The sequence below is a fragment of the Hafnia alvei genome, from assembly GCF_900095695.1.
Classification (GTDB): domain Bacteria; phylum Pseudomonadota; class Gammaproteobacteria; order Enterobacterales; family Enterobacteriaceae; genus Hafnia; species Hafnia alvei_B.
Genome location: NZ_FMIQ01000062.1, coordinates 47,373 through 72,576 on the forward strand (window position 1 = coordinate 47,373; position 25,204 = coordinate 72,576).

General features: G+C 50.2%; 19 protein-coding genes and 2 tRNA genes. 13 read left to right on the top strand and 8 right to left on the bottom strand.

Features of this window, described 5'->3' with window-relative positions; genetic code table 11:
* Nucleotides 1–27 precede the first annotated feature (27 nt).
* Genes ptrA through recD form a run of 3 tightly spaced genes read left to right on the top strand, consistent with a single transcriptional unit; the run spans nucleotide 28 to nucleotide 8,344 of the window.
* Entirely contained in the window at nucleotides 28–2,934 is a 2,907-nt protein-coding gene (gene ptrA / locus BN1044_RS16910; protein ID WP_072309726.1) for a pitrilysin, read from the top strand.
* On the top strand, nucleotides 2,934–6,491 hold the full coding sequence (gene recB / locus BN1044_RS16915) for an exodeoxyribonuclease V subunit beta (RefSeq protein WP_072309673.1): 3,558 nt from the start codon (nucleotides 2,934–2,936) through the stop codon (nucleotides 6,489–6,491). The genes ptrA and recB overlap by 1 nt, the downstream gene beginning before the upstream one ends.
* Nucleotides 6,485–8,344 (top strand): exodeoxyribonuclease V subunit alpha, encoded by a 1,860-nt coding sequence (gene recD / locus BN1044_RS16920; RefSeq protein WP_175421620.1) that lies wholly within the window; start codon nucleotides 6,485–6,487, stop codon nucleotides 8,342–8,344. The genes recB and recD overlap by 7 nt, the downstream gene beginning before the upstream one ends.
* A 37-nt stretch (nucleotides 8,345–8,381) precedes the next feature.
* Here the strand turns inward: recD and argA are convergent, their stop codons facing one another.
* The gene (argA, locus tag BN1044_RS16925; RefSeq protein WP_043495288.1) at nucleotides 8,382–9,710 is read right to left on the bottom strand and encodes an amino-acid N-acetyltransferase; all 1,329 of its coding nucleotides are present in this window, start codon (nucleotides 9,708–9,710) and stop codon (nucleotides 8,382–8,384) included.
* Between the two features lie 233 nt (nucleotides 9,711–9,943).
* Between argA and amiC the strand changes: the two genes are divergently transcribed.
* Complete coding sequence (amiC, locus tag BN1044_RS16930; protein WP_072309674.1) at nucleotides 9,944–11,194, top strand: N-acetylmuramoyl-L-alanine amidase AmiC; 1,251 nt, start codon at nucleotides 9,944–9,946, stop codon at nucleotides 11,192–11,194.
* 628 nt (nucleotides 11,195–11,822) lie between these two features.
* Here amiC and BN1044_RS16935 read toward each other — a convergent pair.
* Both BN1044_RS16935 and BN1044_RS16940 read right to left on the bottom strand, forming a co-directional pair.
* Nucleotides 11,823–11,899: transfer RNA gene (locus BN1044_RS16935), tRNA-Met, on the bottom strand.
* A gap of 55 nt (nucleotides 11,900–11,954) precedes the next feature.
* Nucleotides 11,955–12,031: transfer RNA gene (locus tag BN1044_RS16940), tRNA-Met, on the bottom strand.
* Nucleotides 12,032–12,246: 215 nt separating this feature from the next.
* Here BN1044_RS16940 and mltA point away from each other — a divergent pair.
* A complete protein-coding gene (mltA, locus tag BN1044_RS16945) occupies nucleotides 12,247–13,362 on the top strand; it encodes a murein transglycosylase A (RefSeq protein WP_072309728.1) in 1,116 nt (371 codons plus the stop codon).
* Between the two features lie 95 nt (nucleotides 13,363–13,457).
* Nucleotides 13,458–14,276 carry a tRNA cyclic N6-threonylcarbamoyladenosine(37) synthase TcdA gene (gene tcdA / locus BN1044_RS16950; RefSeq protein WP_072309675.1) on the top strand — a complete coding sequence of 273 codons (819 nt, stop codon included), beginning with the start codon at nucleotides 13,458–13,460 and terminating at the stop codon, nucleotides 14,274–14,276.
* Here the strand turns inward: tcdA and csdE are convergent, their stop codons facing one another.
* Both csdE and csdA read right to left on the bottom strand, forming a co-directional pair.
* Nucleotides 14,277–14,711: a cysteine desulfurase sulfur acceptor subunit CsdE gene (gene csdE, locus BN1044_RS16955; RefSeq protein WP_072309676.1), complete on the bottom strand. Its 435-nt coding sequence runs from the start codon at nucleotides 14,709–14,711 to the stop codon at nucleotides 14,277–14,279. It lies immediately after the preceding gene.
* On the bottom strand, nucleotides 14,708–15,940 hold the full coding sequence (gene csdA / locus BN1044_RS16960) for a cysteine desulfurase CsdA (protein ID WP_072309677.1): 1,233 nt from the start codon (nucleotides 15,938–15,940) through the stop codon (nucleotides 14,708–14,710). The genes csdE and csdA overlap by 4 nt, the downstream gene beginning before the upstream one ends.
* A gap of 190 nt (nucleotides 15,941–16,130) precedes the next feature.
* Here csdA and BN1044_RS16965 point away from each other — a divergent pair, with 190 nt between their 5' ends.
* The 4 genes from BN1044_RS16965 to rlmM all read left to right on the top strand — a co-directional run bounded on the left by BN1044_RS16965 (nucleotide 16,131) and on the right by rlmM (nucleotide 19,243).
* Nucleotides 16,131–16,352 carry a YgdI/YgdR family lipoprotein gene (locus BN1044_RS16965; protein ID WP_004094379.1) on the top strand — a complete coding sequence of 74 codons (222 nt, stop codon included), beginning with the start codon at nucleotides 16,131–16,133 and terminating at the stop codon, nucleotides 16,350–16,352.
* A gap of 383 nt (nucleotides 16,353–16,735) precedes the next feature.
* Nucleotides 16,736–17,653 (top strand): transcriptional regulator GcvA, encoded by a 918-nt coding sequence (locus BN1044_RS16970; protein WP_040045320.1) that lies wholly within the window; start codon nucleotides 16,736–16,738, stop codon nucleotides 17,651–17,653.
* A gap of 56 nt (nucleotides 17,654–17,709) precedes the next feature.
* Nucleotides 17,710–18,105, top strand: a complete 396-nt coding sequence (locus tag BN1044_RS16975) for a DUF423 domain-containing protein (RefSeq protein WP_172625155.1) — start codon at nucleotides 17,710–17,712, stop codon at nucleotides 18,103–18,105.
* The gene (rlmM, locus tag BN1044_RS16980; RefSeq protein ID WP_072309678.1) at nucleotides 18,098–19,243 is read left to right on the top strand and encodes a 23S rRNA (cytidine(2498)-2'-O)-methyltransferase RlmM; all 1,146 of its coding nucleotides are present in this window, start codon (nucleotides 18,098–18,100) and stop codon (nucleotides 19,241–19,243) included. The genes BN1044_RS16975 and rlmM overlap by 8 nt, the downstream gene beginning before the upstream one ends.
* A 73-nt stretch (nucleotides 19,244–19,316) precedes the next feature.
* Here the strand turns inward: rlmM and xni are convergent, their stop codons facing one another.
* From xni to queF, 3 genes are all read right to left on the bottom strand, one after another.
* The gene (gene xni, locus BN1044_RS16985; RefSeq protein ID WP_072309729.1) at nucleotides 19,317–20,069 is read right to left on the bottom strand and encodes a flap endonuclease Xni; all 753 of its coding nucleotides are present in this window, start codon (nucleotides 20,067–20,069) and stop codon (nucleotides 19,317–19,319) included.
* Nucleotides 20,070–20,137: 68 nt separating this feature from the next.
* Complete coding sequence (ppnN, locus tag BN1044_RS16990) at nucleotides 20,138–21,502, bottom strand: nucleotide 5'-monophosphate nucleosidase PpnN (RefSeq protein WP_072309679.1); 1,365 nt, start codon at nucleotides 21,500–21,502, stop codon at nucleotides 20,138–20,140.
* Nucleotides 21,503–21,818: 316 nt separating this feature from the next.
* On the bottom strand, nucleotides 21,819–22,667 hold the full coding sequence (queF, locus tag BN1044_RS16995) for an NADPH-dependent 7-cyano-7-deazaguanine reductase QueF (protein WP_139130968.1): 849 nt from the start codon (nucleotides 22,665–22,667) through the stop codon (nucleotides 21,819–21,821).
* A 69-nt stretch (nucleotides 22,668–22,736) separates the two neighbouring features.
* Here queF and syd point away from each other — a divergent pair, with 69 nt between their 5' ends.
* From syd to truC, 3 genes are all read left to right on the top strand, one after another.
* The gene (syd, locus tag BN1044_RS17000; RefSeq protein WP_072309681.1) at nucleotides 22,737–23,288 is read left to right on the top strand and encodes a SecY-interacting protein; all 552 of its coding nucleotides are present in this window, start codon (nucleotides 22,737–22,739) and stop codon (nucleotides 23,286–23,288) included.
* 787 nt (nucleotides 23,289–24,075) lie between these two features.
* A complete protein-coding gene (locus BN1044_RS17005) occupies nucleotides 24,076–24,408 on the top strand; it encodes a YqcC family protein (RefSeq protein ID WP_072309682.1) in 333 nt (110 codons plus the stop codon).
* Nucleotides 24,408–25,202: a tRNA pseudouridine(65) synthase TruC gene (gene truC / locus BN1044_RS17010; protein ID WP_072309683.1), complete on the top strand. Its 795-nt coding sequence runs from the start codon at nucleotides 24,408–24,410 to the stop codon at nucleotides 25,200–25,202. Before BN1044_RS17005 ends, truC begins: the two co-directional genes overlap by 1 nt.
* Nucleotides 25,203–25,204 lie beyond the last annotated feature (2 nt).

Here is a 25,204-nt window from a genome sequence, read left to right on the forward strand (position 1 = left end):
TTGGGGTAAATGATGGTTAGGTTTTTCATGCGTAGGCAGTTATCCATCCTGACGGTATTTGCATTTTTGTTGACGGGCGTGTCGCTGTTGTGGATACCGGCGAGTTCAGCAAAAATTGAACCTGCTGGCTGGCAGGCATTGGCGGAAAAGATTGATAAAAGCGCCAGCGATCCGCGCCTCTATCAGGCCATTAAGCTTGATAACGGCATGAAGGTGATCTTGGTTTCAGACAAAGATGCGCCTAAATCCCTTGCCGCGCTGGCACTGCCCGTGGGTTCCCTTGAAGATCCTAATTCACAGCTGGGTTTAGCTCATTATCTTGAACATATGGTTCTGATGGGGTCGAAGCGCTATCCACAGGCGGATAACTTATCCGAGTTTCTGAAAAAGCATGGCGGAAGCCACAATGCGAGTACGGCGTCTTACCGTACTGCGTTTTATCTTGAGGTAGAAAATGATGCCTTGTCGCCAGCCGTTGACCGTTTGGCGGATGCTATTGCTGAACCTTTGCTTGATCCGGTGAATGCCAACCGCGAACGTAATGCGGTTAATGCTGAGCTAACGATGGCGCGTTCACGCGATGGAATGCGTATGGCTCAGGTTTCAGCCGAAACGCTCAACCCAGAACATCCAAGCGCTCGTTTCTCCGGTGGTAATCTGGAAACGCTGAGCGATAAGCCGAACAGCAAGCTCCACCAAGAGCTGGTCTCGTTTTATCACCGCTACTATTCCGCCAATCTGATGGTTGGCGTGATTTACAGTAATCAACCGCTTCCTAACCTTGCCAAGCTAGCCGTGACCTCTTTTGGCCGTATTCCGAACCGTGATGCTAGCGTACCGCCCATTACTGTTCCGGCGGTAACGCCTGAACAGCAGGGAATTATCATCCATTACGTCCCTGCGCAGCCGCGTAAAATGCTGAAAATTGAGTACCGCATTGAAAATAATAGCGCGGCGTTTCGCAGTAAAACCGATACCTATATTGCTTACCTAATCGGAAATCGGAGCAAAAACACACTATCTGATTGGTTACAAAAGCAGGGTTTGGCGGAGTCTATCGGTGCGGGTGCAGACCCGATGATCGATCGTAATGGTGGCGTGTTCTCCATCAGCGTTTCGCTCACCGATAAAGGCTTAGCCGAGCGCGATCGCGTGATCGCCGCGGTGTATGATTATTTAAAATTGTTGCGTGAACAGGGCGTTAAGCCAAGCTATTTCGATGAAATTGCTCATGTACTCGATCTTGATTTCCGCTATCCGTCTATCACGCGTGACATGGATTACATTGAATGGTTGGTCGACAACATGCTGCGTGTGCCAGTGCAAAATGTTCTCGATTCTTCTTATCTCGCAGACAAATATGATCCACAGGCCATTAATGCGCGTTTGGCGAGCATGACGCCGGAAAATGCCCGTATTTGGTTTATCAGCCCGAATGAGCCTCATAACAAAACAGCATATTTTGTTGACGCGCCTTATCAGGTTGATCGTATTACCGCGCAACAGTTTGCCGCATGGAACACCTTAGAGCAGCGTATATCTTTGTCTCTGCCAGCGCTGAACCCTTATATTCCTGATGATTTTTCACTTATCAAACCGGTTCAACCCCGTCTGACAAAACCTGAGATTGTGCTGGATCAGCCAGGGCTGCGAGCGTTGTATATGCCGAGCCGCTATTTTGCCGACGAGCCAAAGGCCAATATCACGCTTTCGCTGCGTAACAAAGTCGGCCGTGATGGAGCCAAAGAGCAGGTGATGTTTGCCCTGACTGATTATCTAGCCGGTGTTGAACTTGATCAGCTTGCTTATCAGGCCTCGATTGGCGGGATTAGTTTCTCAACCACCTACAATGACGGTTTAACGATTAACGCCAACGGCTTTACCCAGCGTTTACCGCAGCTGTTGACCACGTTAGTGGAAGGCTACGCCGGATTTGACGCCACCGAAGAGCATCTGGAACAGGCTAAATCATGGTATCGCGAACAGCTTGATTCAGCGGATAAAGCCAAGGCGTTTGAACAGGCCATGCAGCCGATTCAGGCCCTATCAAGCGTGCCTTATACCGAACGCAGCGAGCGAAGAGCGCTGTTGGATGGCATTACGCTAAGCGATATCAAAAACTACCGTAGCCAGTTAATTGAAGGCGCAACGCCAGAGTTGCTGGTGGTAGGCAATATGACCGCCATTCAGGTGAAGGCCTTGGCGCAGAACATTCGCGATCGGCTTAAGTGCGGCGGCACGCTCTGGTGGCATGGAAAGGATGTAGTGATTGAGCATAAGCAGCTTGCCAATATCCAACGAGCCGGTAGCAGTAGCGATTCCGCGTTAGGCGCCGTTTATATCCCAACCGGATATGATGAAATTCAGGGGATGGCCTACAGTAATCTGCTGAGCCAAATTATTCAGCCATGGTTCTACGACCAGCTGCGTACCAAAGAGCAGTTGGGGTATGCGGTCTTTGCTTTCCCATCATCCATTGGTAACCAGTGGGGGATCGGCTTCTTGCTGCAAAGTAATAATCAGGCGCCCGACTATCTGTATAACCGTTACCTAGAGTTTTATGGTCAGGCAGATAAACGTTTGAAAGCGCTGAAAGAAGCTGATTTTAATCAGTATAAACTCGCGCTGGTTAATCAGCTGCGCCAGCGTCCACAGACGTTGGATGAAGAAGCTGGTCGCTTTGCGAATGATTTTGACCGTGGCAACTTCGAGTTCAATACGCGCGCCAAGTTGATCAAACAAATTGATACGTTACATCGCGACAATATTGTGACGTTCTACCATCAGGCGGTGATTAAACCACAGGGAATGGCGCTGTTGTCTCAGGTGCTCGGTGGTCACGCCAATGGGCATTATGCAGCACCAAAAGGATGGACTACTTACCAAAACGCCTCTGCGCTGCAGCAAACTCTGCCCGTTAAGGTTGCTCCATAATGACTCAGGCACAAACGTTAGATGCTTTGGCGCTACCGCTGATCGGTGAGCGCCTGATTGAGGCCTCAGCCGGTACAGGTAAAACATTCACTATCGCTGCGCTGTATCTGCGTTTGCTGTTGGGGCTGGGGGGCGAAAATGCCTATCCTCGCCCCTTGTCCGTAGAAGAAATTCTGGTTGTGACCTTTACCGAAGCGGCGACGGAAGAACTGCGTGGGCGCATTCGGAGTAATATCCACGATTTACGGCTGGCCTGTGTGCGTGGCAGTAGCACCAATCCGCTGTTGTCTGATTTGCTCGATCTTATCGACGACAAAACGGATGCGGTAAGCCAACTATTAGCAGCCGAGCGCCAAATGGACGAAGCCGCTATTTATACTATCCACGGTTTTTGTCAGCGAATGCTCAGCAATAATGCCTTTGAGTCAGGCATTCTGTTTCAACAAACCTTGGTTCAGGATGAACTGCCGCTGCGCCGCCAAGCCTGCGCCGATTTTTGGCGTCGCCACTGTTATCCGTTGCCGCTGAATATTGCGACAGCGGTGAGCCAAGAGTGGAGCGGCCCTGAACAGTTGCTGAGTGATTTACAACCCTATCTGCATGGGGAACTGCCTGAATTACGCCAAGTGATTGCTGATGATGAAACATTGGCTCAGCGGCACCAGCAAATTATTGAGCGCATTGATACCGTGAAATCCCAGTGGCGCGCAGCCGCTGGCGAGATTGAAAGCCTGATCGCGGATTCCGGCGTAGACAAACGCAGCTACAGCAGCCGTTATTTGCCTAAATGGCTGGCTGCGGTTGGAGACTGGTCAGCCGCCGAGACGCAGGATTATCAATTACCTGATGAACTTAAGCGTTTTGGCCAGAACATCCTGCTGGAAAAAACCAAGAAAGGTACGCCTCCACGGCATGTGGTGTTTGTCGCGATCGATCAGCTATTGGTTGAACCGCTGTCTCTGCGTGACTTGTTGTTATCGCGTGCCTTAAGTGAAGTACGTACCAGCGTTCAGCAGGAAAAGCGCCAACATGCGCAGTTAGGCTTCGATGATTTGCTCAGCCGCCTTTCACAGGCGCTACAGCAACCCGGTGGTGAGATGCTGGCTCAGGCGATCCGCCAGCGTTATCCCGTGGCGATGATCGATGAATTCCAAGATACCGACCCCCAGCAATATGGCATCTTCCAAGCGATCTATTTCCAGACAGAGCGCGCCCAACAATCAGACTCGGCGCTGCTGCTGATTGGCGATCCTAAACAGGCGATTTATGCTTTTCGCGGTGCAGACATTTTTACCTACATGTATGCGCGTAGCGAAGTAAAACATCACTACACGCTGGGCACCAACTGGCGCTCATCGCCGAGCATGGTTGCTGCGGTCAATCAGGTTTTCTCCACGATAGAATCTCCTTTTCTGTTTGAAGATATTCCATTTTTGTCCGTTGAAGCGGCCAAGAATAATCAGGCCCTGCGTTTTGAAATTGAAGGGCAGCGTCAGCAAGCGATGCATATTTGGCTGCAATCCGGTGAAGGCTGCGGCACCGCTGAATATCAGCAGTCATTGGCAACACAATGTGCCGCGCAAATCCGCGATTGGCTGACGGCGGGGCAGCAGGGCAAAGCGTTGCTGTACTCCAATAAAAACCAGCCGAAACCTGTAGAAGCATCAGATATCACCATTCTGGTGCGTAGCCGCGCTGAAGCGGCATTAATTCGTGATGCGTTAAGCGCGCTGGCGATCCCTTCGGTCTATTTATCTAACCGTGACAACGTGTTTGAAACGCCGGAAGCGCGTGATTTGCTGTGGCTTCTGCAAGCCGTGCTGGCTCCAGAACAGGAACGACTGCTGCGTAGCGCTTTGGCAACCAGTTTGATGGGGCTGAACTCGCAGCAGATTAACCATTTCAATCAGGACGAGCGCTTGTGGGATGCGTTGGTTGATGAGTTTGATGGTTACCGTCAACGCTGGCAAAAGCAGGGCGTATTGCCCATGCTGCGTGAAATCATGGTGAGCAGAAATCTGGCAGAGAATCTGTTGGCCAGTGAGGGCGGTGAACGACGCCTGACTGATGTGCTACACATCGGCGAACTGTTGCAGGAAGCGTCGCTTACGTTAGATAGCGAACCGGCATTGCTGCGTTGGCTCGCGCAGCAAATTGATAACCCCGCAGTGCAGTCGGAAAATCAGCAGCTTCGCTTGGAAAGCGATCGCCATTTAGTGCAGGTGGTGACCATCCATAAATCGAAGGGGCTCGAGTTTCCGATAGTTTGGCTGCCATTTATCGGCAGTTACCGGTTGCAAAAACAGCCGTTGTATCACGACAGAGATAATTTCAAAGCGGTGCTCGATCTGAACTATAACGATGATGCGGTTAAGCTGGCGGAAGAAGAGCGCTTGGCAGAAGATTTGCGCCTGCTCTACGTTGCGCTCACTCGTTCTGTTTATCACTGTAGCCTCGGGTTGGCTCCTCTGTTTTTAGGTGGTCGAAAAAAACAGGGTGAAACCGATGTGCATAACAGCGCTATCGGATATCTGCTGCAAAAAGGGGAGCCAGGAGATGCCGTGATGCTGCAGGAGTGCCTCCAGCGCCTACAAAATGACGATATTGTGGTGACGTCTGTCTCCAATGAGGATGCGTCACCGTGGGTGCCTAATGCACCGGAAGCACAGGAGCTTCACGCCAAGCAGTTTACCCGCAGGATGCAAGATGACTGGCGTGTCACCAGTTATTCGGGGTTACAGCAGCACAGCAGCACGCCTTTTTTCGACCTGCTTCCTAAACTTGATATTGATGCGGTGGGTGAATCTGATGTTGAAACGACGCCAGAGCTCACGCCGCACACCTTCCCTAAAGGTGCAGCGCCGGGGACTTTTTTACATAGTTTATTAGAACCATTGGATTTCACTCAGCCACGCGATCTTGAATGGCTGAGCGAGCAGGTGGCTCTGCAAGGATTAGATGATCGGTGGGTTCCTGTACTCGATCGTTGGCTAGAGGCTATTTTACGCGCCCCGTTAGCTGAAAACGGGCCCTGTTTAGCACAGCTTCCACCAAGCCAAATTCAGGCCGAACTACAGTTTTATCTGCCGATTGAACAGTTGCTAAAAAGCGCTGAGCTGGATGCTCTGATTAAACGTTATGATCCACTTTCCGCCCAGTGCGATCCGTTAGATTTCCGTCAGGTTCGCGGTATGTTGAAAGGCTTTATTGACTTAGTCTTTTGCTGGCAAGGGCGTTATTACGTGTTGGATTATAAGTCCAACTGGCTAGGTGCCGATGAAAATGCCTATACGCCAGAGGCCATGGCGGGGGCGATGGCAGAACATCGTTATGATTTTCAGTACCAGCTTTACTCACTGGCGCTGCATCGGTATTTGCGTCACCGGCTGCCGAATTACCAATACGAGCAGCATTTCGGCGGCGTTTTTTACTGCTTCCTACGCGGGATGTCACCAGATAAACCGGGGCAGGGTGTTTTCCATTGTCGCCCAGATGGTTCGCTTATTGAAGGAATGGACAAGCTCTTTAGTTCGGCCTCGGAGGGCGCAGCATGCTGATTTTTGATCTGTTATTAAGCATGGGAGCACAAAAATACCTGCGTTCTCTGGATGTTCAGTTTGCACGTTTAATGGCAAACCAAGGGCAGCCGCATCTAGCTTTGGCGGCGGCGCTGGTGAGTTTGGAAACGGCTTCGGGTCATGTTTGTTTGCCGCTAAGCCAACTCAGCCTTGCCACGCTGACCAAGCAATTCCCTGACTTTGCCCTCGAGCTTAGCCAGCTGTTTGGTGGCATGGATGAAGCGGCATGGCAGGCATGTTTGCTGGCGGAGGCAGAAGTCAGCGATGGGAGCTATTCCGCACCGCTGGTGTTGCAAAACCAACGCTTATACCTGCAACGTCTTTGGCAGGATGAAGGCGTTGTCGCCACTTTCTTTGCGGGCAATGAGGCTGTACAAGATGAATCAAGGTCTGCTTTGCAGGCGATTTTGTCCCAGCTTTTCCCCGCAAGGTCTGAGGAGGCCGAGGTTAACTGGCAGCAGGTCGCTGCCGCCGTTGCTGCAACGCGTAGAGTGTCCGTTATTTCTGGTGGCCCCGGCACGGGGAAAACAACCACGGTCGCGCGCCTGTTGACGGCGCTGGTACGTTTGCATCCCCAGAGTAAACTGCGTATTCAATTAGCCGCACCGACGGGCAAAGCGGCAGCGCGATTGACGGAGTCGTTAGGTAAAGCCATTGAAGTATTAGGATTAACCCCCACAGAGCGCGAAGTCATTCCTCAGGAAGCTTATACGTTGCACCGCCTGCTCGGGGCACAGCCGAACAGTATCCGTTTGCGTTACCACCGTGAAAACCCGTTGCATGTCGATGTGCTGGTGGTGGATGAGGCCTCGATGGTGGATCTGCCGATGATGTCTAAACTTATCGCCGCGTTGCCTCAGAGAGCCCGGTTGATTCTATTAGGCGATCGCGATCAGTTAGCGTCGGTGGAGGCGGGGGCTGTCTTAGGCGACCTTTGCCGCTTTAGTGAGTTTGGCTATCGTCCTGAGCGAGCTAAACAACTTTCTGAGCTGTGTCAGACAGCGATTCCTGCGGGTGCAGAACAGCCAGATATTGCCGTACGTGACAGCATCTGTTTACTCAGGAAGAGCTATCGCTTTGATGCTAATTCAGGCATCGGGCAGTTAGCTACTGCGGTTAATAGCGGAGATATTTCCGCGGCTCGTCGCTGTTTTGATGGGCAGTTTTCGGATATCTCATGGTCACCGATGACGCAGGATGAAGACTATTCCACGCTTATCCAAACCTGCGTTGAGGGCTATCGTTCAACGCTGCAGCGGGTACGGCAACAGGCTGATGCGGCTGAAGTTCTTGAGAGCTTTTCACGTTTTCGTTTGCTGTGTGCGCTGCGTGAAGGGCCATTTGGGCAGTCTGGACTGAACGATCGTATTGAGCTGGCCTTAGCCAAAGCAAGGCTTATTCACAAGCCTACGCAGGCTCATCAGCGTTGGTACAGCGGTCGGCCGGTGATGGTCACGCGCAATGATAGCTCGTTGGGATTGTTTAACGGCGATATCGGCATTGCGTTGGCAGATGCTGAGAATAACATTCGCGTGTATTTCCAACTGCCCGATGGTTCGATTAAATCTGTCCAGCCTAGCCGTTTACCACAAACCGAAACGGCCTACGCGATGACGGTGCACAAATCGCAGGGCTCTGAATTTGAACATACTCTGCTGGTACTGCCTGCCGATTTTTCACCTATCGTGACGCGCGAGCTGTTGTATACGGCCATCACCCGTGCGAAAAATCGGTTAACGTTGTTTAGCCGCGAGCAAATCTTAAAGACGGCGATCCGCACGCCAACCCTGCGTCGAAGCGGGTTGATGGAACGGATGATGTTGCCCGTCTAGCTGGCTGTCCGCATCCAGCGGACAGCGCGAGGTAGCCTCAAGATAAGTCGGCGAGCAAAATCTTGGAACGGCGCTGGTAGTTGTACAGCTCCTGTTTTTGCATCGGGAGCACGTCAACTTCTGCGGGGGTAAAACCACGCTCTTGGAACCAATGGATGCTGCGCGTGGTGAGCACAAACAGTTTTTCCAGCCCCATTTGTCTGGCTTGTGCTGCCACGCGTTTGAGCAGGGCTTCGCCGCGAGAAGAGCTGCGATAGTCTGGATGTACCGCCACGCAGGCCATTTCGCCAATGCGTTCCTCAGGGAATGGATAGAGCGCTGCACAGGCAATGGTTAGGTTATCTCGCTCAATAATAGTGAATTGATCGATTTCACGCTCGAGCTGTTCACGCGAACGGCGAACCAAAATACCTTGCTGCTCTAGCGGGCGAATGAGCTCCAAAATACCGCCGATATCATTGATGTTGGCGCGACGTATTTGTTCGGCACTTTCCATCACGATCTGCGTGCCGATGCCGTCGCGGGAGAACAGCTCTTGCACCAAAGCGCCATCGTCCTGATAGCTAATCAGATGGCTACGTCCCACGCCGCTTCGGCAGGCTTTTACGGCGCCACGTAAAAAGCGCACGGTGCCAGAGTTGTAATCGCCAGAGGCTTCCAGTGTTTCAATGCGCGTCTGCGCTTCGTTGGGTAGCAGCTCAGAAACGATCGAGCCATCGTCGTTTGTGACACCTTGCGAAGAGCAAAAACCAATCAGCTTTTCGGCTTTCAGCTTAATCGCTAACTGAGTGGCGACCTCTTCGGACGTGAGGTTAAAACTTTCACCGGTAACGGAAACGGCAACTGGGCCCATCAACACAATGGCGCCGCTGTCGAGCTGACGGTGAATGGCCTCTTCATCGATACGGCGAATGCGCCCGCTGTGGCAATAATCCACTCCGTCGTCGACGCCGAGTGGTTGCGCGATAATAAAGTTCCCGCTCACCACGTTGATATGGGCACCCTGCAGCGGCGTGTTATTTAAGCTCATGGATAGGCGCGCTGTAATATCTAGTTGCAACTGACCCGCAGCCTGTTTCACCAATTCAAGGGTTCTGGAATCTGTGACGCGCGTATGCTTGTGGTATACGGGCTCATAGTGGTGTTCATTCAGATTGCTATCAATCTGTGGGCGTGCACCGTAGACGACAACCAGTCGGATGCCAAGGCTGTGCAGTAACCCAATATCATTGACGATATTGGCAAAGTTTTCATGCTCAATGGCCTCTCCGCCAAGCATCACAACGAATGTCTTGCCACGGTGAGTATTGATGTAGGGTACTGAGTGACGAAAACCCTGAACCAGTTCGGTGCTACGCTCCTTCATGAGACCCTCTGAATTTTTATTCGCTAAAACTGTATTTTTATTCTTTATTGCGAATAAAGGCAAGTGTGAATTTTATGTAAATTCAAGTCATATCTGCTACGAATAGCGATATCTGTAAAACTCCTTTAAGCATTTTCTAATGACAGCCCCGCCGCGATTCGATAAAGTTTTGCCCTAAAATTTGTGCTGAGGCGCTGTTCTCCGCTGTATTTGGCTTTTTATTTTGGGATTGCATGACAAATTCGAACCATAATCTGACCCGTCGTCGTTTGTTGCAGGGTGCCGCTGCTACTTGGTTTTTAAGTGTAAGCCGAGTGGGTTTTGCTGCGTCTTCACAGGTGATTGCCGTAAGGGTATGGCCGGCGTCGACCTATACTCGAGTGACGCTGGAATCGAAAATTCCCCTTAAATATAAGCAGTTTGCGTTAACGAACCCGAATCGAATCGTCGTTGATATCGAGGGTGTTCACCTTAACAGCGTGCTTAAAGGGATCAGTAGTCAGGTTCAGTCGGGCGATCCCTATTTAAAGACTGCGCGGGTTGGGCAGTTTGATAAAAATACCGTGCGTCTGGTTTTAGAACTCAAACAGGAAATCAGCCCGAAGCTGTTTACCCTAGCGCCGTTTGCCGAATTTAAAAACCGTTTGGTGGTCGATCTTTATCCGGCGCAAGGTACGAGCGCGGCGGAAAACGATCCGCTGCTGGCTTTGCTGGAAGATTACAATAAAGGCGATTTAGGAAAGAGTTTACCGCCGGAAGGGCCGCAAAAAGGTAAAGCCGGGCGCGATAGACCGATTGTTATCATGCTTGATCCTGGGCACGGTGGTGAAGATCCGGGAGCAATTGGTAAAAATAAGACGCGTGAAAAAGATATCGTGTTGCAAATTGCCCGTCGTCTAAGCGCATTGATTAAAAAACAGCCCAATATGCGCGTGTATATGACGCGTAATGAAGATGTCTTTATTCCATTGAAGGTCAGGGTGGCGAAGGCGCGCAAACAGCGCGCTGACCTGTTTATTTCGATTCATGCCGATGCCTTTACCAGCCGCTCGGTCCGTGGTTCTTCAGTATTTGCACTATCGACCAAGGGCGCAACCAGCGCGGCAGCACGATTCTTGGCTCAAACCCAGAATGAATCCGATGAAATCGGTGGAGTTAGCCGCAGTGGCGATCAATACCTCGACCACACGATTTTTGACTTAATGCAGACCGCGACGGTGAACGATAGCCTGAAGTTTGGCAAAGAAGTGCTGAAAAACATGGGCAGCGTGAACAAATTGCATAAAAACAGCGTGGAGCAGGCCGGATTTGCGGTGCTGAAAGCGCCTGATATCCCATCTATTCTGGTTGAAACCGCATTTATCAGTAACGTTGAAGAAGAGCGTAAACTGCGTACCAGCGCTTTCCAGCAACAGGTTGCTCAATCTATTTTGGCCGGTATTAAAGCTTACTTTGCAAATGGTGGGGAGTTGGCGAGGCGGTAAGGAATGGGCGTTCATGTACTTGCTGTGTAGTATTCCGTCTGCCTTTCGTTTATCGCGCCGTGGTGTAAGGTTCCGCCCGCCTATCAATACCGAATTACCCTGTGCCATCATAAATGAAGGCGTACGGGCAGAGACCACCAGCGCGTGGTCTCTGCACTCTCGCGCTTTTATCCGAGATGCCATTTCCGCTCCGGTTTGGTATCGCCCATCCAGGGCGCCCCAAACTCCGTCGGTACATCCCTGTACCGGCGGCTCTCTCTACCAAGGCTTAAACAATTTAAAAGATAAGAAGACAAAATGTCTTTTGTCTTTTTTATGTTTAAGGAATGCATTTTAGAGCCGCCAGCAGGGATGCTGGTGGCAGGTTGAGGGCGTACAGGATGTACGCTCCGAGACCGGTCGGCCAAACAACTCAGCAAAAAGCGCGCGAGTTCCGCGCAACGGGACTCTCATCGGACGCCTACGCCAGTGGTTTCATAGAAATGTATTTGTTGATTGGCGGACGAAACCTTTCACCAAATGGTGCATAGAAAGTGTTTGGAATTGATTTCAATGGATAAAGAGGGGAGGCAAAATTTAGACATAAAAAAACACCCGTTAAGGTGCTTATTTATTTCAGTATGAAAATTGGTTGCGGGGGCCAGATTTGAACTGACGACCTTCGGGTTATGAGCCCGACGAGCTACCGGGCTGCTCCACCCCGCGTCCGGTTACTACTTTTTATATTTTTATGTACTGCTATTTACTTCTTTCATCGGATTGGTTGCGGGGGCCAGATTTGAACTGACGACCTTCGGGTTATGAGCCCGACGAGCTACCGGGCTGCTCCACCCCGCGTCCGATGAGGGCGAACTATACACTCGATAGAATTTGATGCAAGATTTTTTTGACTAACATCACTCATTTATCAATTTGATGCATGTTTTTTAATCATTAAGTGTCCTTTTTAATCGATATCGGCATCTTAGCGTTTTTTTAGAGAGGAGAATTCCTTTCAGGCTGTGGGTTTGTTATCGTGCCGCGGTGGTTATTTGGTTTCTAGAGAGCGTGAAATGAAAGGTCGTTGGGGTCAATATGTAGTAGGTGGACTGTTGGTAGCATTGCTGGCGGGATGTTCGTCGCGTCCAACAGATAAGGGTCAGCAGTATAAGGATGGGAAGATTAACGATCCGTTAGAGCTCGTTAATAGGCCGAATGCTAAAGGAAAACCGGTTAACGGAAAGGATTTCTCCGATCAGCTCACCGCAATCCAACGTGCATCGCCTTCTCTCTATAATAGAAACACCGACACTTTCCAAGCGGTGACCAACTGGTTACGAGCCGGAGCCGATACGCGTCAGCTTTCCCAGTTTGGGTTGAACGCTTATCAAATGGAAGGGATGGATAATTTTGGTAACGTGCAGTTCACGGGTTATTACACGCCGGTGATTGAAGCGCGTTATACGCGTCAGGGTGAATTCCAGCACCCGTTGTATCGCATGCCGAGTAAAGGAAAGAACCGCCGCCTGCCGGAACGCTCGGCTATTTACTCCGGCGCGCTGGATAACCGCAATCTGGAAATCGGTTATAGCAACTCCATTATGGATAACTTCATGATGGAAGTGCAGGGCAGTGGCTATGTAGACTACGGCGATGGTCGCCCATTGACCTTCTTTGGTTACTCTGGCAAAAACGGTCATGCCTACCGCAGTATTGGCAAAGTGCTGATCGATCGCGGTGAAGTCGCGCGTGAAGATATGTCGATGCAGGCGATTCGTAAGTGGGCGGATAATCATTCTGCCGCTGAAGTTCGCGAGCTGCTGGAGCAAAATCCTTCTTTCGTATTCTTCAAACCTGAGATGTATGCGCCGGTGAAAGGGGCAAGCGGTGTGCCTTTAGTGGCAAAAGCATCCGTTGCATCAGATCGTTCGTTGATCCCCGCGGGTTCTACGCTGTTGGCTGAAGTGCCATTGCTGGATAATCAGGGTAAGTTTACTGGCAAATATGAAATGCGCTTGATGGTGGCTCTGGACGTAGGTGGTGCAATTAAAGGCCAACACTTCGACATCTATCAGGGCATTGGCCCAGAAGCAGGACATGCGGCTGGTTTCTATAATCACTATGGCCGTGTCTGGGTGCTGAAAACCCCGCAAAGCGGTGGGCCGTTGTTCAGCGCTTATAATAGATAACCTATTTTATTGTTTTCCCTCGCCGACCGATGAGCCGTTTGCTGCTCGTCGGTCAGCGAGAGGCCGTATCAAGAATTTCTAAGGTAATAAATCCAATGACAGCATCTTTTTCCGACGCTTATATGCAGCGTTTTAGCGGTATTGCTCGCTTGTATGGTCAGCAGGCGCTGGGCGTATTCTCTCAGGCTCATGTATGCGTTATCGGTATTGGCGGCGTGGGATCGTGGGCGGCAGAAGCGTTAGCTCGCACGGGGATTGGTGCTATTACGTTGATCGATATGGATGATGTTTGCGTGACAAACACCAACCGGCAGATCCATGCGCTGCGCAGCAACGTGGGTCAGGCGAAAACAGAAGTGGTTGCTGCCCGTATTCGTGAGATCAATCCAGAGTGTCAGGTCACCTGCATCGATGATTTTATTACGCCAGATAACGTTGATAAGCTGATTGATAACCGCTTTAGCTATGTTATCGACGCCATTGATAGCGTGCGGCCAAAAGCGGCGCTGTTAGCCTATTGCCGTCGCTTTAAAATCCCGATTGTGACGACCGGTGGCGCGGGCGGGCAAATTGATCCCACGCGTATTGAAGTCGCCGATTTGGCGAAAACCATTCAAGATCCGCTGGCGGCCAAGCTGCGTGAGCGCTTGAAGAATGATTTCAACGTGGTGAAAAATAGTAAAGGTAAGTTAGGTATCGACTGCGTGTTCTCGACCGAGCCGCTGGTCTATCCACAGCCTGATGGTAGCGTATGTGCTTCTCGCAGCACTGCGGAAGGGCCTAAACGTATGGATTGCGCCTCTGGGTTTGGCTCGGTCACGATGGTGACGGCAACCTTTGGTTTTGTTGCCGTGGCGCATGCGATTAAGAAAATGCTGGCTAAGGCTGAGCGCATGGCTGCTCAGCCGTCATGATTACAGGTAGCTTTGCGCGATTTTTTTGATCCCAGCGGCGAGCGAGCTTAAACCGCTGGCGCGCGAAGAGCTTAACTGTTCCAAAATATTGAGCTGTTGAAATAGCGCCAGCGGGTCGCTTGCCATAATTTGCTGCGGCGTTTTGCCTTCTGACGCCGTTAGCAAGATTGCCAACAGACCTTTGACGATCCGCCCGTCGCTGTCGCCATAATAATGCATCGTCCCATCCTCAAGTAATTCTCCACCTAACCACACTTGATTTTCACAGCCTGCTAGCTCGGTTTTTTGCTGCTTCAGTTCAGGTGGAAGCGCAGGGAGCTCACGTGCGAGCAGAATGATTTGGCGATAGCGATCTTCCCAAAGCGTTAGAGATTCAAACCGTGCGGCTAACATTTCTGGCGTTAATGTCCGGCCAAAAGGATGGGGGGAAATCATGCAAAATCCTCGTCGTTCAAGATTGATAGCGCATAGTTTACCGCTTTTACCAACGCGGTGACGTCTTCAGGGCAATTATAGGGCGCAAATGAAGCACGGAGCGAACCGGTAATGCCCAATGCCTGTATCAACGGCTGCGCACAATGCTGGCCAGCGCGTAACGCTACGCCTTGCTCAGCTATCAAAGCGACTAAATCGCTGTGGTGAATACCTGCAATATTGAAAGCCAGCAGCGCGGATTTAGGCGCACGGTAGCTGATAAACCCTTTAATCTGGCTAAGCTGTTGTTCTGCTTGTTCGGCCAGCGAGACGCAGTAAGCTTCCGCAGCGGCTAAATCGACGTGTTCTAACCATTCAAGTACCGCGGAAAATCCGATAACTCCGGCGATGTTGGGCGTTCCTGCTTCGAAACGGTGAGGAACGGTTTGTTCGATAAAACCGTCAAATCCGGCTTTGGTTAGCATCTTCCCACCGCCCTGCCATGCGTGCATTTGAGCGAGAAATTCTAGTTTACCGTACAGCACGCCAAGCCCCGTTGGGCCATACATCTTATGAGCAGAAAAAGCATAAAAATCAACGTTAAGATCGGCGACGTCAAGCGGATGATGTACCACGCCTTGCGCGCCATCAATCATAACTGGCGTGCCATTTTGATGCGCCAGTTCTAGCGCGTAACGTAGATCGGGGCATCCGCCGGTAACGTTCGACATTTGCCCCAAGGCTATCATTTTGGTGCGCGAAGTGAGTAGGGCCGGTAACTGTTTTAGATCCGGTAGCCCGTGTCGGTTGACCGGCAGCTTAACGACATTAGCGCCACATTGTTCAGCCACCATCAGCCACGGTATCAAGTTAGCGTGATGCTCTGCTTCACTTACCAGAATTTCATCACCGGCCTGTAAAACGGGGCGCAGATAGCTTTGCGCTACGAGGTTGATGGCTTCGGTGGTTCCTTTAGTCCAAACAATGCTGTCTGCGCTGTGAGCATGGAGAAGCTGGGCAACCTGCTGACGAGCCGATTCATATCGCTGAGTCAAACGCAGAGCAGCCTGATGTTGGCTGCGGTGTACGGTAGCGGCGCTGCCAGCGTAATACGCTTGGGTGGCTTCAAGTAGTGCTTGAGGTTTAAGTGCGGTTGCTGCGCTGTCGAGGTAGACCGCATGCTGCTCGTTATCTTTTGTTGAAAGTGCAGGGAAGTGGCCGCGAAAGGCTGAATAATTAAAGGATGTCATGCGGAATAATTCCTCATTGCGGGCCGCTTAGTTGTCACGCTCAGCGGGGGCGTGACAGATTAATCTGAATAATCCGGCAGTTTTCTGGCAAAGCTGAAATAGCTTGTTATGCTTTTAACTACTGGCAAATGAATGTGCCGGAGATAAAAAGAGCGTTTAGTAGCGCATTTTAAACTGCAAGGAGTAAATCATGAAGAAATTAGGTGCTGTTTTATCCGCCGTGATGTTTACCTTCGTATTGGCTGGTTGTTCAAGCAATTACGTCATGCATACCAACGATGGTCGCACTATTGTGAGCGATGGTAAACCTCAGGTGGATAACGAAACCGGAATGATTAGCTACAAAGATGCTAACGGCAATCAGCAGCAGATTAACCGTAACGACGTTAAAGAAATGACTGAAAGCAATTAATTTGATTATTAAAATCAACGTCGTAAATCTAAAAACGCTGACTTCGGTCGGCGTTTTTAGATAAAAAAAAGCACCGCAAATTGCGGTGCTACTAATCACTATGGACAGACAGGGTAAATGTACAGGAAGTGAAAAAACAGTAGCCTAGCTACTATGTCTGAAATCGTCAGACAACTTGCAAACACAACATCACAACCACAAAGCCAAAAGTATTCAGGAACCAAATCCACAAACACTTTTTCGTTCCGGCTCGGGAAGTGGCGTCACTATAGGTATTTGCTGGCCTATCCTCAACGGACAATTTATAATGGCTCGGATAAAAAAAACTAATGGGTAAATAAACGGTTAATTATCTGCAACCGTTTGATAAAAAGTGTCCAGCCATGTCTAAACGATTACCACCACTAAACTCACTGCGCGTGTTTGATGCGGCAGCCCGACATCTCAGCTTTACCAAGGCTGCAGAGGAGCTGTTTGTTACTCAGGCTGCGGTAAGTCATCAGATTAAATCATTGGAAGATTTCCTTGGGCTGAAGCTATTTCGTCGCCGTAATCGATCTTTGTTACTGACGGAAGAAGGGCAAAGCTATTACCTCGATATCAAAGAAATTTTCTCATCCCTTAATGAGGCAACGCGTAAGCTACAGGCGCGTAGCGCCAAAGGCGCATTAACCGTTAGCCTGCCGCCAAGTTTTGCCATTCAATGGCTCGTTCCACGTCTTTCGGGTTTTAATTCTGCCTATCCGGGCATCGATGTGCGTATTCAGGCCGTCGATCGCGAAGAAGGCAAGCTGGCCGATGACGTTGACGTTGCTATTTTTTATGGCCGAGGGCACTGGCCGGGACTGCGCGTAGAGCGTCTGTATGCTGAGTATTTGCTCCCCGTTTGTTCACCGCAATTATTATTGGGCGAACATCCACTAAAAGATCCGGCCGATATGGCTTATCATACGCTGCTGCACGATACGTCGCGTCGAGACTGGTTAGCCTATACCCGTCAATTAGGGCTACAGCATATTAACGTTCAGCAGGGACCTATTTTCAGCCACAGCGCGATGGTGGTTCAGGCTGCGGTGCATGGTCAGGGTATTGCGTTAGTGAATAACGTGATGGCGCAAACCGAGATCGAAGCCGGTCGTCTGGTTTGTCCGTTTAACGATGTGCTCATCAGTAAGAATTCATTTTATCTGGTCTGTCAGGATAGCCAGGCGGAGCTGGGGAAAATTGCGGCATTCCGTCAGTGGATCCTCGCGCGTGCGGCGAGTGAGCAGGAAAAATTCCGTTTTCGTTATGAATCTTAAGCATCGCTTGCCGATGATAAGTATTCATGCACACGGCTTAATACAGGGTAATCGGAATGAGTAGTCGTTCAATGATGATTTTTGCCGCGATCAGCGGTTTCGTTTTTGTTGCACTGGGGGCGTTTGGCGCACATGTCTTGAGCCGAACCTTGGGTGCTGCTGAGATGGATTGGCTGCATACTGGATTGCAGTATCAGGGGATCCATACGCTGGCAATTTTAGGGCTGGCAGCCTTAATGCAGCGTCGTAAAAATCTGTGGTTCTATTGGAGCAGTGCGTTATTGGCTCTGGGAACCGTGTTGTTTTGTGGAAGTCTTTATTGTCTGGCGCTGTCGCATCTTAAACTGTGGGTGTACATCACACCTATCGGCGGCGTTTGCTTTTTAGTAGGTTGGGCTTTGATGTTAGTAGGTGCCTTACGCATGAGGAAAAGGGCGGAACGCCATGAATAAATTAGCTTTATATTGCCGCCCAGGATTCGAAAAAGAATGCGCAGCAGAAATTACCGAGAAAGCTGCGGCTCTTGAAGTCTTTGGTTTTCCAAGAGTTAAAGAAAATAGCGGCTATGTGACCTTCGAATGCTATCAGTATGAAGATGCCGACAAGCTCGCCAAAAACTTGCCATTCCGTGAGCTGATTTTTGCTCGTCAGATGATTGTGGTGGGTGAGTTGCTTAAAGATTTGCCGACTGACGATCGCGTTTCGCCGATTGTCGGAATGCTGATGAACGTGATTGAAGGTGCCGGTGAACTGCGCGTTGAAGTTCCGGATACCAATGAAAGCAAAGAGCTGATGAAGTTCTGCCGCAAGTTCACGGTACCGCTGCGCGCTGCGCTGCGTGAGCAAAAGATCTTGCTGAAGAACGAAAATGCGCACCGCCCCGTGGTGCACGTGTTCTTTATTGCGCCGGGCTGCTGCTATGTGGGTTATTCCTATAGCAATAACAACTCGCCGTTCTATATGGGGATCCCGCGTCTGAGATTCCCATCGGATGCGCCAAGCCGTTCAACGCTGAAGCTGGAAGAAGCGCTGCACGTGTTTATCCCGCACGATGAGTGGGATGAGCGTCTTGCTGGGGGTATGAAAGCGGTCGATTTGGGTGCATGCCCCGGTGGCTGGACTTACCAATTGGTGAAACGCAGCATGTGGGTGCATTCAGTCGATAACGGTCCAATGGCACCCAGCCTGATGGATACCGGACAGGTTACACACCATAAAGCTGATGGTTTTAAATTTGAGCCACCGCATACCAACGGCGTTGATTGGCTGGTATGTGACATGGTTGAGAAACCGGCGAAGGTTTCAAGTTTGGTCGCGCGTTGGCTGGTGAATGGCTGGTGCCGTGAAGCTATCTTCAACCTGAAGTTGCCGATGAAAAAGCGTTATGAAGAAGTGAGTCAAAACCTGTCTATTTTGGCGCAAACGCTGAAAGACAACGGGATTAATGCTCAAATCGCAGCTAAACAGCTTTACCACGATCGTGAAGAAATCACGGTGCACGTGCGTCGCATCTGGGGCGCGATCCCAGGCCGTCGCGATGAGCGTGAACTTAACCGTCGTATGCAGTTGAAGAATAGTAATAATAGCTAAGTAATTGATCCTCTCCTAGCCTCCCTTGAGAAAGGGAAGGTTAGGAGAGGGAAGTTTTAACTGGTGGTCAATTCTACGGCAAACGCAACTGCTGCAGGTTGCCGCTGATCGTCAGATTGGTTTGTAGCGTGGCGACTTTCTTACACAGCTCCGCCTGTTCCCTGTGTTCTTCCAACTTCTTGCGCCATTTATCTGGCACACTTTCTATCTGTTCAAAAATATTGGCCAGCGAGCCAAATTCGTTAAGTAACGTAGCCGCTGCTTTTGGTCCAATGCCGGGTATACCGGATATCTTGCTGCTGCTGATCCCTGCCAGTCCCCAGTAATCTGTGAGCTGTTGTGGTTCTACGCCGAACTCTTTTTTCACGAAAGGTAAATCTAGCCAGCGTTTTTGGAAGTAATCACGGATTTGAATGGTAGGGGCTAACAGCTGACAGTAGCCTTTATCCGTGGAGACGATCGTCACGCGATTTCCCGTTTGCGCAATTTTGTATGCCAGCGTCGCGGCGAGGTCATCCGCTTCATTACCTGCCGAATGCCAGCTTTGTACGCCTAATTTATTGAACGCCTCACGGATGGCGGGCATTTCTGCGGCTAAGTTTTCAGGCATGGCGCTACGGCCGGCTTTATAGTCCGGTAAGGCCTGATGACGCCAACTGTTATCGCGATCGTCTTCATCAAAAACGGCCACGGCATGGGTTGGTTGGCTGTGCGCCAACAGCTGCTGTAGCGCATGTTGGCAAGCAATAACGCAGGGCGAACCCTGAACGGCATGAATGCGGCGGATGAGGTTTAGGGCGTCAACGATCAGAAGGTGTATTTGCATGATGGTTATAATTATTCGGAAAAGAAAAAGGGCGGTAACTCGACCGCCCTGCATAAAGTAATGGTTAATTACTTAATGATTTCATAGCAAGGTTCGTAGGCGGTTCCCGGCAGCTTCATACGATGCTGTGCGACAAAGCCTTGCAGCAGATGATCCATGTGCTGCATCATTTTTGCATCGCCGTGGATCTTAAACCGACCATGTTTTTCAATCTCGGCAATACCCACTTCTTTCACGTTACCCGCCACAATGCCTGAGAATGCGCGGCGCAGCGCTGCAGCTAACTGCTCAGGCGGTTGGTCAGGATGCAGATTTAGCGCGGCCATGTTTGCGTGTGTCGGCTCAAACGGCAGCTGCAAATCTGGCGCAATTTTGATCGACCAGTTAAAGCTGTAGAAATCACCGGTTTGGCGGCGGTTCTCTTTTACTTTCGGCATGGCGCGTTTCATCTGGCGAGCGACCTCAGCCGGATCGTCGATGATAATGGTGTAATGCTTACGTGCTGTTTCGCCCAGCGTACTCATGATGAATTCATCCAGCACGCGGAAGTAATCCTCACTCTCTTTTGGCCCAGTTAGGATCAGCGGTAAAACCTGATCTTTGTTTTCTGGATTCATCAGAATGCCTAGCAGGTAGAGCAGCTCTTCTGCCGTCCCCACGCCGCCAGGGAAGATGATGATGCCATGACCAAAGCGAACGAAGGCTTCCAGACGCTTTTCAATATCCGGCATAATCACCAGTTCGTTCACCAGCGGGTTAGGCGGCTCGGCGGCGATGATGGAAGGCTCGGTCATACCGATAAAGCGACTTTCTCTGTAACGTTGTTGGGCGTGTCCAACGGCGGCACCTTTCATCGGCGCTTCCATTGCGCCTGGCCCGCAGCCGGTGCAGATATTCAGCTCGCGCAGTCCTAGCTGGTTACCCACTTTACGTGCGTACAGGTATTCGATCTCGTTAATGGAATGCCCTCCCCAGCACACAATCATGTTCGGTTCTTCGCCAACGTGCAGGGCGCGGGCGTTACGCAGAATCGAAAATACCATGTTGGTGATATGTACTGGGCTTTTGGCATCCAGATGTGGATAGCGATCGGTGTTGGTCATCTGTCCGTTAACAAACAGAATATCGCGCAGCACGGCAAATAGGTTGGCCTGTAGAGCGCGAATGATCTGCCCATCGACAAAAGCGTCTTCAGGCGGATTAACCAATTCCAGTTTCACGCCGCGCTCGCGACGTAGTACGTTGATGTCAAAATTTTCGAAGCGCGATAGTAGCTCGTTGCTGTTATCAGTTTGTGCGCCGGAGTTAAGTACGGCGAGGGAGCAGTTGCGGAATAGGCGGTATAAATCACTGCTTGCCGTGCGCTTTAGCATGTCGACTTCAAGCTGCGACAATAAATCCATAGACCCAAGCGGGCTGATATGTGTAATCAAAGTCACTCCTATACATCTACCGATGCGGTTACCGCGATGGCATCAGGAATAACGAGTCCTGTCTATTGTTAGGCAGGCTCAATTCCGTTGTTCCTGATACGTTTTGCTACTGTATTAATGCACGCTTTCACCTTACAGATTTAGCATTCTGAGCCGATAGCCTATTTATGCTCAAGGCCTGATAGGTTGCTTGATTCATCAATAGCTTATTGTGAACTCGTGCATTTTGCGTCCTGCAAACACCTTACCGTTGTCTTTTGACTTTTGCCAACACTCTTACGTAAGCGCGCGTAATGATTTGCCATTTTTGCGAAGCCTATTGGCGAACCAGTCGGCCTTTTGGTGCAACGAACGGCGTATTTGTGCGCCAAGGATTAATATCCAAGCCACCGCGGCGCGTATAGCGAGCATAAACGCTGAGCGTTTCGGGCTGACAAAAGCGCTGGATATCGCAGAAGATACGTTCTACACACTGTTCGTGGAACTCGTTGTGATGGCGGAAAGAAACCAGATAACGCAGCAGCGCTTCACGATCGATGGCTGGGCCGCGGTATTGAATCATCACCGAGCCCCAGTCAGGCTGATGGGTAATTAAACAGTTGGATTTCAGCAAGTGGCTCACCAATGTTTCTTCCACCACGTTCTGTTGATTAGCGGCGTTCTTAAGCAGATCAGCGTCAAATTCGTAGTTATCGATTTCAATATCGAGATTGTCGATGCATTCTCCACTGAAGGCGGCAATTGGCTGACCTTCAACGTCATCAAGCTTCATCAGCTGTACGCGTACGTCACCTTGCGCACAGTGTGATAAGTCGCGTTGGAGCGTGGTTTGCACGTCATCCCAGCTAGCGAAGCGCGTTTGATTGAAGCTGTTGAGATAAAGTTTAAAGCTTTTTGATTCAATCAAATTCTGGCTAAAGGCATCCAATTCCACATCGGCGATCGCAACCTGCGGCAGGCCTTTGGCGTTAAGCCATGAGAGCTCATACAGGGTCCAAATATCGCCGCCGGTGAAAGGCAGTGAATCAGGATAAAGTCCCAGAGGTTCACGATTCATACTGCGAGGAACGGGCTGAAGCAGCGAAGCGTCGTAGCTGTCGCGGTATTCAGTGGCTTTGCCGAGCGTTAAGCCAGCAAGGGCCTGATGATCTTGGTATGACATTATGTGGCCTATATTCGAATAAGAACGGTACAATCAGTGAATACCCTACAGTTTACCTTAGTGAGAGAAAACATGGTGCATGATGTTTCTGCCGCGCTAGCGGAGTTTACCCAGCGTTTTATTGACAACTGGCAGCGTGAAAGCGGTGATTTTCCCTATAGCGAAGCGTTATATGGTGTTGCTTCACCCTGCGTAGTGCATACCGACAACGAAAAGGTGTACTGGAAACCGCAGCCTGCGGCCGTTTCTGATGGTCTAAGCGGTATTTCCCGCGCTTTGGATATTCAGCTGCATGAGGATATCGTTCCCTTTTTCACCTCGCAGTATGCGGGTGATATGAGCGCGGTATTGGGTGATTTAGCGCTAGATCTGGTGCAGGTGTGGAGCGAGGATGACTTGCTGCGTTTGCAAGAAAATCAGATCGGACATTTAGTGACTCAGCGTCGGTTAAAACTTCCCCCAACACTCTTCCTTGCCACCACCGATTCCGAGCTACAGCTGATCTCGCTATGTAACCTTACCGGTAATGTTCTGCTTGAACAGTTTGGCAGTAAACAGCGTGAAGTGCTGGCCGAATCGCTGTCAGAATTCCTGTCTCGTCTACAACCTGTCGTTTTTAAGTAAATTTGGCTTACACGGCTGCCCGTCACCGTGTAAGAGATCTCTCACAAGGCGTGTAGGATATATCGCTTATTAGTGCAGATATTGTGTAGGTTGTTTTTATTTTTTATATAAAAATCAATAAGTAAAATTATTTTCTTGCGGATTTTTACCGTGTAAGCCAAATGTGAGCCAATTAGGCTCATTGTTTTAAGCCTAAGAATAAGCGATATTAGCTTCACCGGAAGGGAAGACGGTTGGAGCAGGACACATCAGGATGATGTTGCTTTAGGATGAAGTGAAGGACACGCTCAGGAAGAGTGATAAAGGATGTGCCACAGGATGTTGGCCAAGGATACTTCAGGATGAAGTCAGGGACACCTCCAGGACGGAGATTGAGAGCCAGTTAGGATAACAGGCGGGTCAGGAAGACTGAGGAACAGCATCAGGATGATGCAGGATGAAACGTCAGGATGAAAGTTGGACGATACGACGGATTGTCGGGAAATGGATAGCCGTACGGAAAAGTTTTCATGGATGAGCAGGGAGCACAATGAGTAGCTGGATTGCTATAAAACGAACCGGGCGTACTGTGTAAAAACAGTACGCCCTTTTTTTTGCCCATCGCCAATGCTTTTTATTCTTCATCAGTGATTTAACGCCTTCTCATTACTTGCACTATTAAACCATAGCGATACACCTTTACTGCTCAGAGACTGCTTAACCACGTTAGCCTATTGGGACGTGCGAGCTTCAATGCTATTCTTTGCCCCCATTTTATATCCCGCCTGTAGACATAAGTGAGAAAAGCATGAGTGAATACGCTGAAGTCAGACAGCATTTGCTGAGAATAGAGCAACAGTTAGACAGCCTTGATTTGTCTCAAGAATGTGCACCTGATGCTCAGGCCTTTGAGAGTCAAGAGCCTTTTTGCGTGGACACCATGAGCCCTGAGCAGTGGCTGCAATGGATCCTGCTACCGCGTATGTTTGCGTTGATTGATAACAGCGCGCCATTACCGCGCCGTTTTGCTATTGCCCCCTATTTTGAAATGGCATTTAAGGATCGTTTGCTGGAAGTTCTGCCATTGATCGTTCTGCTCCAAGAGCTAGACAGTATGCTGAACCAAGAAGAAGCCAATTGATGCTGAATATTATTTATCAGGATGAACATTTGGTTGCGGTGAATAAGCCGGTGGGCTGGCTTGTTCATCGCAGTTGGCTCGATCGTCATGAAACCGTGTTTGTGATGCAAACGCTGCGCGATCAGATTGGTCAGCATGTGTTTCCGGTACATCGTCTCGATCGTCCGACGTCTGGCGTGCTACTGATGGCGCTTTCCAGCGACGTCGCCCGTATGCTGTCAGAACAGTTCGAGCAGCGTGAGATGAATAAGACTTATCATGCGGTGGTGCGCGGCTACCTTGAAGGCGAAGCGGTAATTGATTATGCGTTAACGCCAGAGCTGGACAAGATTGCAGATAAGTTTGCCGATCCTGATAAAGCGCCACAAACGGCGGTGAGTCATTACCGTTCGTTAGCCACGGTTGAAATGCCCGTTGCCGTCGGCAAGTATCAAACTGCACGTTACAGCCTGGTGGAACTAAAGCCAGAAACCGGACGTAAGCATCAGCTGCGTCGTCATATGTCACATTTACGTCACCCGATTATTGGCGATACTAAACATGGTGACCTGCGACAAAATCGTGCCATGGTGCAACATTTTTCCTGTTCTGGTTTGATGCTACATGCGAGTGAGCTATGCCTCGATCATCCTGTAACCGGAGAGCCACTCTGTTTACAGGCAGGGCTTGACGATCGCTGGCAGCGCATGATGTCGCATTTTGGCTGGCAAAGTTATCTCCCTCATCTTGAAAGGGTTGAGTTTCCAGAGAGTTGCGTTCACGATAGCCAAAATGACGTCAGCGTAAATTCTTAAGA

Bases quoted from the DNA above. Each gene is read 5' to 3' on its own strand.
- csdE (WP_072309676.1), bottom strand. From the start codon at position 14,711: ATGATTTCCCCCCATCCTTTTGGCCGGACATTAACGCCAGAAATGTTA.
- recB (WP_072309673.1), top strand. From the start codon at position 2,934: ATGACTCAGGCACAAACGTTAGATGCTTTGGCGCTACCGCTGATCGGT.
- truC (WP_072309683.1), top strand. From the start codon at position 24,408: ATGCTGAATATTATTTATCAGGATGAACATTTGGTTGCGGTGAATAAG.
- BN1044_RS16975 (WP_172625155.1), top strand. From the start codon at position 17,710: ATGAGTAGTCGTTCAATGATGATTTTTGCCGCGATCAGCGGTTTCGTT.
- recD (WP_175421620.1), top strand. From the start codon at position 6,485: ATGCTGATTTTTGATCTGTTATTAAGCATGGGAGCACAAAAATACCTG.
- BN1044_RS17005 (WP_072309682.1), top strand. From the start codon at position 24,076: ATGAGTGAATACGCTGAAGTCAGACAGCATTTGCTGAGAATAGAGCAA.
- argA (WP_043495288.1), bottom strand. From the start codon at position 9,710: ATGAAGGAGCGTAGCACCGAACTGGTTCAGGGTTTTCGTCACTCAGTA.
- rlmM (WP_072309678.1), top strand. From the start codon at position 18,098: ATGAATAAATTAGCTTTATATTGCCGCCCAGGATTCGAAAAAGAATGC.
- ptrA (WP_072309726.1), top strand. From the start codon at position 28: ATGCGTAGGCAGTTATCCATCCTGACGGTATTTGCATTTTTGTTGACG.
- mltA (WP_072309728.1), top strand. From the start codon at position 12,247: ATGAAAGGTCGTTGGGGTCAATATGTAGTAGGTGGACTGTTGGTAGCA.
- csdA (WP_072309677.1), bottom strand. From the start codon at position 15,940: ATGACATCCTTTAATTATTCAGCCTTTCGCGGCCACTTCCCTGCACTT.
- BN1044_RS16970 (WP_040045320.1), top strand. From the start codon at position 16,736: ATGTCTAAACGATTACCACCACTAAACTCACTGCGCGTGTTTGATGCG.
- amiC (WP_072309674.1), top strand. From the start codon at position 9,944: ATGACAAATTCGAACCATAATCTGACCCGTCGTCGTTTGTTGCAGGGT.
- tcdA (WP_072309675.1), top strand. From the start codon at position 13,458: ATGACAGCATCTTTTTCCGACGCTTATATGCAGCGTTTTAGCGGTATT.
- syd (WP_072309681.1), top strand. From the start codon at position 22,737: ATGGTGCATGATGTTTCTGCCGCGCTAGCGGAGTTTACCCAGCGTTTT.
- BN1044_RS16965 (WP_004094379.1), top strand. From the start codon at position 16,131: ATGAAGAAATTAGGTGCTGTTTTATCCGCCGTGATGTTTACCTTCGTA.
- xni (WP_072309729.1), bottom strand. From the start codon at position 20,069: ATGCAAATACACCTTCTGATCGTTGACGCCCTAAACCTCATCCGCCGC.